Consider the following 6,624-nt stretch of genomic DNA (forward strand, 5'->3'; position numbering starts at 1 on the left):
GCGGGCCTGGGGGTGTGCTCACGCCGGAGTGTTACCGCCCAAACCCATCAATAACTGCTCTAAACTGAGCTGTCCATTGACATTATAGCGTAACTTCTTCTGACACTCTGCGGCCAAATCCATGTATGACACCCACTGTGCTGTGCTGCGGGCTGATGCATGACCAGAGATATACTCTGCCTGATCTATGAAAACGAGAGACTCTTTCCTTCCATACTGGACATGGATCATGTCCTTAAACCATAAATGAAACATACTGAACAATAGGTCCAGATGATCTGAGAGCTCGGTTTTGAACACTTTTTGACTCGCTGTGATGATCGCAGAGCCACTGCGGTTCAAAGACTCCTTCCCTAATTGTAACACTACGTTTCTAATTTCTGCAAACCAATTCTCACTCAATATTTTCCTGCACTCATCAAGTCCTGACGAAAGATGAACTGCGCAGCGTACAAGTGCGGCAGGATAACCTTCCCCTACAAGAACCTTCTCCATCATCTGGGGATCTAAAGCCCGGAATGGAACCTGCTGGGATCTCGATTGAATGGTGGGCAGAAGGGCTTGTCCGTTCTCGGCAATCAGAATAGCTACAGCCGGTGCTTGCGGTTCCTCCAGAAATTTTAGCAGGCTGTTGGCTGCCTGGGTGGTCATCTTCTCCGCCCGGTCAATGATATAAACCTTAGGATTGCGATTCTCCGATCGATAGGAGAATATACGCTGAAGATCGCGAATCTGATCGATCTTAATGCTGGCTCCATCAGGCTCAATCAACGTAAGGTCGGGATGGTTGCCATGATCTACCTTGCGGCATTCCAAACACTGACCGCAGGCATCGTCCTCAAGTTCCGTACAAAACAAAGCCTTGGCAAACGTAAGCGCCGTCTGCATCTGTCCGGCACCACTCGGGCCGCTAAACAGATAGGCATGACTGACCGCATTACGGCGCAAGGCATTTTGCAGCAGTTGCTTCGCAGTCTCTTGACCTACGATATCATTAAAAGACATAAGTCCTCACTTTCTATCAATCCCTCATGACCCTCCATTACGGAGCAATCATGAATCACGATACGATTCCTTGCTTTTTGCGGCTAGAATACAAGATTGATCAGCATGCCGCGAATTTCACCAACTCGGTTCAGCAGATCAATTCTCCCCTGCTCCGTATCCAGCAGTTCATCCGCCATCGCGAGCAGCGCAGAATCGACTTCATCGATTACATTATAACGCTTGCCGCGTCCCCGGCGGTCCCAGCCGCGCGTTTCCTTCATTTTCACACCACGGCGTACCGTCTCCTCCAGGAATCGGCGAACCATCAATTTATACGCTTTTAGCTCGCGAACGGTCATCGCCTTTGCCAAACGATCCCCTTGCATTGCAATTTCACGCATTTGACGACTCAGCTCTTCATGGGTTGCACGATCTCCCTGCTGCTGCATCATATCCGAGAACGATCGCTTCTGAATCGGTCTGGCGTTACCATCCGGCACCGTGAGTTCACTTTTCATGGGCCGAAAGCCCGGATTGATCTTCACCTGAATCCACCGCCTATTGCGTTATTCTTTGCATCTAATAAAACGGAGGCATCCGGTACGTTCATATCGAACAAACCTGTGCCTCACGTGAACGTACCTTGAAATGGATTACTTGTCAAGCGATTCACTGACAATTATCAATAAATGGGGCGATTATCCGGAATCCATCCAATTCATCCATCTATTAAGATCATCTCCCGAGTGCGGCGATCTACGGTAACTATTTTTATTATGATACAGAAGTGGTTCAGAAGACTTTGGTTACAGGAGAACACAGCCGTCAAATATCCCAATAAAAACATCCGTTACGTATCTATCGCAGATCCAGAAAATGAATTTAGAAATGCTCGAATCGTTCTACAGGGAGAACAAACACCGTTGCGCCACCAACCTGAACTTCGACAGGAAGCGGCAAGTAGGAATCGGTTGTACCACTCATAGGGGTTACCGGAGTGACCAGCTGTTCACGAACCTTACAGCTTGTGCGAATGACGCTGAGCACACTTTCAACCTGTGAATCGTCTACCCCGATCATAAAGGTGGTGTTCCCCGCCTTCAGGAAGCCGCCTGTACTTGCAAGCTTTGTTGCCCGAAAATTAGCTTTGACCAATGCGGCGGAGAGACGGTTGCTATCTTTATCCTGGACAATCGCAACAATCAATTTCATGGTAAACCCTCCTTGTTTATTTGGACATCGTATGTCCTTAACACTACTTATTTGACAAACAACCTCAAAAATCCTTTAATATCGCGTCTTCCAAGTGACGAATCATTTCTCTTTCCACCTGAGCCGGCGTCTTGGAAGCATCCACGATGCGAATTCGATCCGGATTACGCTCTGCTACCAATAGATAGCCTTCCCTAACTTTCTCATGAAATGCCATGGTCTCCATATCCAGCCGATTCATTTCCCGGTCTGCATTCGCCGTGATCCGTGACATGCCAATCTTCGGCTCCACATCAAACAACAGCGTTAGATCCGGCATGCGGGTATCGATCGCAAATTGATTGATGTCCCATACCTCCTCCATGCCCAGTCCGCGTGCATATCCCTGGTAAACCAGACTACTGTCCACGAATCGGTCACACAGAACAGTCAAGCCCTGACTCAAAGCCGGCTCCACCTTCTCCACAAGATGCTGGCGGCGGGCTGCCGCATACAACAATGCTTCTGTCCGTGCATCCATCGCGGTATGCTCCGGATCGAGAATAATGGAGCGGATTTTCTCCGCAATCTCAATACCGCCGGGTTCGCGTGTAATCAGATACGGGATCGAATGATTCTGCATAAAGGCAGCGAGTCTGCCCATCATGGTCGTTTTACCGGATCCGTCTCCTCCTTCGATGGTAATAAATAGTGGTCTGCGATTATTCATAGCGTATCCTGCTTTCATCATTTGTTGATCATGGAGCTCGAAGTTATACGCTCCGGTAGATATACCAACGTATAGTGGAGTCACTTCCTTCACGTTTCCTTATAAACGACAATGGTTTGCAGCGTCGGATCGGATATCCCCTGGCATTTTGCCCCCGCATTCCTTAATCCCATAAGCCTCTGTTCCATTCCCGCTGAGATGTCTTCACCAGGGTATAAGATCGGTATACCTGGTGGATAGGGAATAACCATCTCTGCTGCCTTTCGACCAGCACTCTTCTCTAAGGGCACCGATTCCAACCTCTCCCTCTCAATCGGCCTAAGTGAGAAAGGAATTGGGGCCGAATAAGGAATCTCCGAGGACAAATTGTTCCACGTGGAAACATCGAAAATCCGTTTTGTTTCAGTTAACAAGTTAGCACCGACATCCGAATCATTGGAATCCATATTCCCGTGGGCCATTGGCGGCTCATAACTCGTGAAATCCCCCTGATCCCGCAATGTCCGGATCAGGAATTCCGTGCTCTCTGCCGTAGTGCCTGGTTTGGTTACGCTCCCTTCTGTCTTCTCCCCCTGCTCTACAATATGCACAAGAGCCCATAAGACGTGATTCGCATCTTCCCGAGTCGATCCCAGCGTAAACAATAAGACGACGCGCAGCTCGTCGCTCATCTCCGGCACACAGCCGCGCGCCTCTAGTGCGCGCTGGAGTGCATACCCGCTCAGGGACCCGGTGCGGTCATAGATGACCGCCTTGAACGGGTCCTGGCGGGTATATGCCGCAGCGGCTGTGCCCGCGGCGTGGCCCCCGGGCTGCGGCGGCTGCAGCAGCCCGAAGCGCGGTAGCTTCGCGAGGCCGCGCCGGAAGGCCTCCACGGCGGCCAGGCCAGCCGTGAAGGCGCCTGCGCCCTGCGTGTGCAGCAGGCGCCGTGCCAGATCCAGCGAAGCCATGAGCGGGTACGAGGGGCTGGAGCTCTGCACCATGGCCAGCCGCTGGCGCAGCAGGCTGCGGTCGAGCAGCCCGCCCTGTACATGCAGCATGGCTCCCATCGTCATAGCGGCTAACATCTTGTGTGTGGATTGAACCACACCATCCGCGCCGCATGACAAAGCATTCATCGGCAGCTGGGGATGCTGTCCGTAATGAGCTCCATGCGCTTCATCCACGAGCAGTGGAATGCCTCGCTCATGGCAAGCATCCGCGAGCGGTCTTAAGTCGCTCCCCATCCCGTAGTAGTTCGGCATCGTGATGATTGCGCCCCGGGCCTCAGGGAAGGCCTCAAGAGCCGCTGCTAGTGTAGCTGCGGATGGAGCAACGGCTAAACCGCTCTGCTTGTCCATCTCCGGCTGAAGAAATACCGCCTGTGCACCGGCCAGCATCAATCCGCTCAAGACGGACTTATGTACGTTCCGCTGAACGAGCAGGATATCCCCCGGTTCGCGGCATACTGTCAGGATCAGCGCCAGATTGCCAGCCGTACTCCCGCCCACCAGGAAGAAGCTTTCCTCTGCGCCAAAACAATCGGCCGCCAGCTCCTGTGCTTCCTGAATAACGCCTTCAGGATGAAATAAATCATCGGTCCCGGTAATTTCCGTCACATCAATGCGCATGGCCTCTCGCAGCATCTCCGTAGCATTACCTTCTCCCACATATGCCCTGCCATTTTTATGACCAGGTACGTGAAAAGATGAAGCCCCACGTTCCCGATACCCCATTAAAGCCTCTGCAAGTGGGGCACGCTCTCTATGTGTAGTCATCGACATATCCCTTCGGATTACATTCTCTAACCTATTTTAACGCAATTTGAAACCTACGCCTACGTCTCCATGAACGGAAAATCCCCTCTAAACAAAAAAAGGCCTCTCATTCAGGCCCATTTGACGCGTGTACCGGCATCTATGCATTTTTTGGCATGGCAATCTGTTTTAATTGACGGATGAAAAAATGATATTTGGCATCTTCCGCGCTGGTATGAACGATTTCGGATTCACATTCCTCGCATACGAATTGCGATACAATGGTAATCCCCTCTGTCTTCGTCTGATTGCATATGATACACACGTGTTCGGTCAATTCTTCCATAACCATCCCACCTTGATCCTTTTCCTATTAGTATGACACAGTTTCTATTATTTTAAACCTTTTCATAGGATATCGGTCTACGCTTTATTTATATGTACCCCTTGGTGGCCTTGTGTCTGTACCTTTTTTTTCAGCTTAATAAAAATATGATTTTGTCCGATAAAAACATAAAAGACTTAAACTTCTCGTCTATCGAAATTTACTTCTACTTAAAGGGGGACGGCATAGCCCAATGGCAGATCCACATGGTCAAGCCACCTTTTATCACTATCGATTAATTAAGAAAATCCAAATTTCCAAAAGCTTGCTCATCCTCTACTTAAGCCTGCCTTGGCTTGCTGCGGCTGCAGGGACATTTTGGGTATCACCGTATTTCCTGCTTTATCTGCTAATCGCCTTTCCGCTTATGTTATGGATCCAGTATGTCGTTGGGCATACCGTGCTCATCCTATTGGGAACAAGCTACCGGAAACGTTGGCGCTTCCGTCTGAGGTTGCCTTGGCTTGGTTATATACCGGATCAACACGTCAGCCGTCGCGTATTTAATTTGGTGCAGTTCTATACCTGTTGGGTAGGGATTGTCTTAAGCGCTATCATGGCCTTCTGGTCACCGCTGCCTTTTGCGATCGCACTTCTGTTCTGGCATCTGTGGTTCCTTCTCCCTCGCGGCTATACGATGCTGCGTTTGAGCGGCCAGCGTAAAGATGGCATGTTGAAAATGAATGAACAGGACATCTCCTACTACCTGCAATAATATTAGAACTCTGCGTCCATCACTACATAGCGTTATAAATTCTTTTTCCGTTTCATAAATGAATAAAGACCTCATTCCGAAGTCGGAAAGAGGTCTTTATTCATTTGCTTTATTGCTTTCCAATCCTTGTATGACTTGTTTTTTAAGCTGAGTCGGAACCGTGATTATAAGGAAATCGTCATGCACCGATAGGTGGACGATACTTTTGCCTTTTTCAAATACTAACGAAGCACCGTTATCTTCAACTTCCTTCTGCTTCCATCCCCAGGACTCAATCTCTTCCAGGTAAGCTTCAGGAATGCTGTCGTCTTCCTTCAAGCCAGGAAGCGCATACCGTACATAATCCAAGTCACTATTGCCTGTGGTTTGCTCCGTTTTATTCGCTTCCTTCGGAACCGGGAATGACTTCACATTCGCCGCGCCGTCAAAGGTTTTCCAGCTTGGTTCTGTGGATGCCCCACATCCGGATCCGATCAACAGTATCGAAACCGCACAGATCATCCCTGCCACATGCAGACCACTTTTACACAACATGTAATTGTCCTCCTTCCCCCACAATAACCGGTCTCCAGATGAGTATTCATAGTTGGTTGGTTAATGGAGAACCTTCCAATCAGGCCTTATTTCCTACAGCCTGCGCAAATCGGTAATCACTTACCCGATTATGCCTAATTCTATTATACTGATTTTTGGCATCGTATCGGTAACAAAATCTTCATCTGTTTACGTCAATTTTATGATCATGTTATATAACAGAGAAGCTACTGACAACACGCTGCAGCAAATATCATTAGTCGGACAATCTCTAAATCTGCATTTCATCAAAACTTCAATAAAAACAAATAAAAACCACCATCGATTACATCGACAGTGGTTTTTC

Annotated in this window: 8 protein-coding genes; 1 reads left to right on the forward strand and 7 read right to left on the reverse strand. The window is 49.1% G+C overall.

Going from position 1 to position 6,624, the window contains the following annotated elements:
• Positions 1 to 18: 18 nt before the first annotated feature.
• The 6 genes from holB to PLA01S_RS29995 form a co-directional block, all read right to left on the reverse strand.
• Positions 19 to 1,005, reverse strand: a complete 987-nt coding sequence (holB, locus tag PLA01S_RS29970) for a DNA polymerase III subunit delta' (protein ID WP_127595954.1) — start codon at positions 1,003 to 1,005, stop codon at positions 19 to 21.
• A gap of 83 nt (positions 1,006 to 1,088) precedes the next feature.
• On the reverse strand, positions 1,089 to 1,532 hold the full coding sequence (locus PLA01S_RS29975) for a YaaR family protein (protein WP_100541663.1): 444 nt from the start codon (positions 1,530 to 1,532) through the stop codon (positions 1,089 to 1,091).
• Positions 1,533 to 1,869: 337 nt separating this feature from the next.
• On the reverse strand, positions 1,870 to 2,199 hold the full coding sequence (gene darA / locus PLA01S_RS29980; RefSeq protein WP_006207400.1) for a cyclic di-AMP receptor DarA: 330 nt from the start codon (positions 2,197 to 2,199) through the stop codon (positions 1,870 to 1,872).
• Between the two features lie 64 nt (positions 2,200 to 2,263).
• Positions 2,264 to 2,908 (reverse strand): dTMP kinase, encoded by a 645-nt coding sequence (tmk, locus tag PLA01S_RS29985; protein WP_127595957.1) that lies wholly within the window; start codon positions 2,906 to 2,908, stop codon positions 2,264 to 2,266.
• Positions 2,909 to 2,997: 89 nt separating this feature from the next.
• Entirely contained in the window at positions 2,998 to 4,665 is a 1,668-nt protein-coding gene (locus tag PLA01S_RS29990) for an aminotransferase class I/II-fold pyridoxal phosphate-dependent enzyme (protein WP_127595960.1), read from the reverse strand.
• A gap of 139 nt (positions 4,666 to 4,804) precedes the next feature.
• Positions 4,805 to 4,990 carry a sigma factor G inhibitor Gin gene (locus PLA01S_RS29995; protein WP_071221101.1) on the reverse strand — a complete coding sequence of 62 codons (186 nt, stop codon included), beginning with the start codon at positions 4,988 to 4,990 and terminating at the stop codon, positions 4,805 to 4,807.
• A gap of 232 nt (positions 4,991 to 5,222) precedes the next feature.
• On the opposite strand from PLA01S_RS29995, the gene PLA01S_RS30000 reads away from it, so the two are divergent.
• Positions 5,223 to 5,744 carry a hypothetical protein gene (locus tag PLA01S_RS30000; protein ID WP_127595963.1) on the forward strand — a complete coding sequence of 174 codons (522 nt, stop codon included), beginning with the start codon at positions 5,223 to 5,225 and terminating at the stop codon, positions 5,742 to 5,744.
• A 96-nt stretch (positions 5,745 to 5,840) separates the two neighbouring features.
• Here the strand turns inward: PLA01S_RS30000 and PLA01S_RS30005 are convergent, their stop codons facing one another.
• Complete coding sequence (locus PLA01S_RS30005; RefSeq protein WP_127595965.1) at positions 5,841 to 6,278, reverse strand: hypothetical protein; 438 nt, start codon at positions 6,276 to 6,278, stop codon at positions 5,841 to 5,843.
• Positions 6,279 to 6,624: the final 346 nt, after the last annotated feature.

Origin of the sequence: Paenibacillus lautus NBRC 15380 (assembly GCF_004000945.1) — a bacterium.
GTDB lineage: Bacteria > Bacillota > Bacilli > Paenibacillales > Paenibacillaceae > Paenibacillus_AQ > Paenibacillus_AQ lautus.

What these genes read in the sequence shown, in the direction of transcription:
- PLA01S_RS30000 (WP_127595963.1), top strand. Translation starts at nt 5,223, where the DNA reads ATGGCAGATCCACATGGTCAAGCCACCTTTTATCACTATCGATTAATT.
- holB (WP_127595954.1), bottom strand. Translation starts at nt 1,005, where the DNA reads ATGTCTTTTAATGATATCGTAGGTCAAGAGACTGCGAAGCAACTGCTG.
- tmk (WP_127595957.1), bottom strand. Translation starts at nt 2,908, where the DNA reads ATGAATAATCGCAGACCACTATTTATTACCATCGAAGGAGGAGACGGA.
- darA (WP_006207400.1), bottom strand. Translation starts at nt 2,199, where the DNA reads ATGAAATTGATTGTTGCGATTGTCCAGGATAAAGATAGCAACCGTCTC.
- PLA01S_RS30005 (WP_127595965.1), bottom strand. Translation starts at nt 6,278, where the DNA reads ATGTTGTGTAAAAGTGGTCTGCATGTGGCAGGGATGATCTGTGCGGTT.
- PLA01S_RS29995 (WP_071221101.1), bottom strand. Translation starts at nt 4,990, where the DNA reads ATGGAAGAATTGACCGAACACGTGTGTATCATATGCAATCAGACGAAG.
- PLA01S_RS29990 (WP_127595960.1), bottom strand. Translation starts at nt 4,665, where the DNA reads ATGACTACACATAGAGAGCGTGCCCCACTTGCAGAGGCTTTAATGGGG.